The organism is Kitasatospora arboriphila (genome assembly GCF_039528095.1).
In the GTDB taxonomy this organism is placed as follows: Bacteria; Actinomycetota; Actinomycetes; order Streptomycetales; family Streptomycetaceae; genus Kitasatospora; species Kitasatospora arboriphila.
Genome location: NZ_BAAALD010000068.1, coordinates 41,754 through 42,862, shown reverse-complemented (window position 1 = coordinate 42,862; position 1,109 = coordinate 41,754). Strand labels below are relative to the sequence as shown.

Here is a 1,109-nt window from a genome sequence, read left to right as displayed (position 1 = left end):
GGGCCCGGCCCCCCGGCCGCCGTCGGCGGCACCGGCCCCGCCGGCATGGCCGGGGCCCACGCCCCGGGCGGCATGGGCGGCGCCGGCGGCCGCGGCGAGAAGCGCGGCGGCAACCGTTTCGTCCGCCCGACCCGCTTCGGCTGCGAGGGGCTGGAGGACGAGGACGAGATGCTGCTCGGCGACCGCGGCATCGCCGGCCAGGCCGTCCGGCACGAGGAGGGCGACCGCCACTGGGAGCGGATGCGGCGCCGCTGGCTCGACTCCGCCCGCACCGAGGGCCCGGCCCCCCAGGCCCCGGCCGCCGCGGGCGCGGAGACTCCGGCGGAACAGAACACCCTGCTCAACCAGCTGACCACCGCCCTGCTCGGTCCCGAAGCGGGCACGGACGGCGCCGCCACCGACACGGCCACGGCCACGGCCACGGCCACAGGCTCCGACAACGGCAGCGGTGGCGGCAGTGGTGAGGGCGGGTCCGCGGCGCCCGGCGGTGAGCGGCCGACGCACGGCTCCCGGGACGAGGGCACCGGCACGTCCTCCTCGTCGGACGGGGACTACCTCGACCGCGCCCGGTCCGTCGCCGCCCGCCGCGGCCGCCCGGACGACGACACCCCGGCGGCCTCCGCCGCCACCGGCACGGGGTCGGGAGCGGACGGCGCCGACAAGCCCGCCGAGCGGGCCCCGCTCCGCCAGGAGGGCGGCTACCAGGTACCGAGCCCGTTCCTGCGGGCCGCACTCGCCCGCCTCGCCACCTCCGGCGGCGCGGACGGTGCCGCCCCGGGCGGCGCGGCCTCGTAACCGGCCGGCCGTCCTACGACCGCCGCACACCCCGCAGCCCTCCCACCGCCGTCCGCCCGCTCGTGGGAGCGGGCGGACGGCCGGCACGAACTGGACGAACCCATGGATGAGCAGACAGGCGCAGAACAGGCTCACGCCGTACTGCGCGAAACCGTGAGCAGCCCCCGCCTGCAGGAAGCCGCGCTGCAGCCGACCGAGGCATGGGAGGTCGCCGAGCCCACCGCCCGTCTGCAGCCCATGGAACACGTGCAGATGGCGGAGCCCACCGCCCGTCTGCAGCCCATGGAACGCGACCTGCCGTTGGCCGAACACGG

The 1,109-nt window shown here is 78.4% G+C and carries 1 protein-coding gene and 1 pseudogene; both read left to right on the top strand.

The annotated features are described in order from the left end of the window. A pseudogene (locus ABD353_RS28120) lies at positions 1-795 on the top strand (hypothetical protein); the annotation flags it as partial. A gap of 102 nt (positions 796-897) precedes the next feature. Beyond that, positions 898-1,109 (top strand): hypothetical protein (locus ABD353_RS28115; RefSeq protein WP_344626486.1); only part of this gene is annotated, 212 nt, incomplete at its 3' end.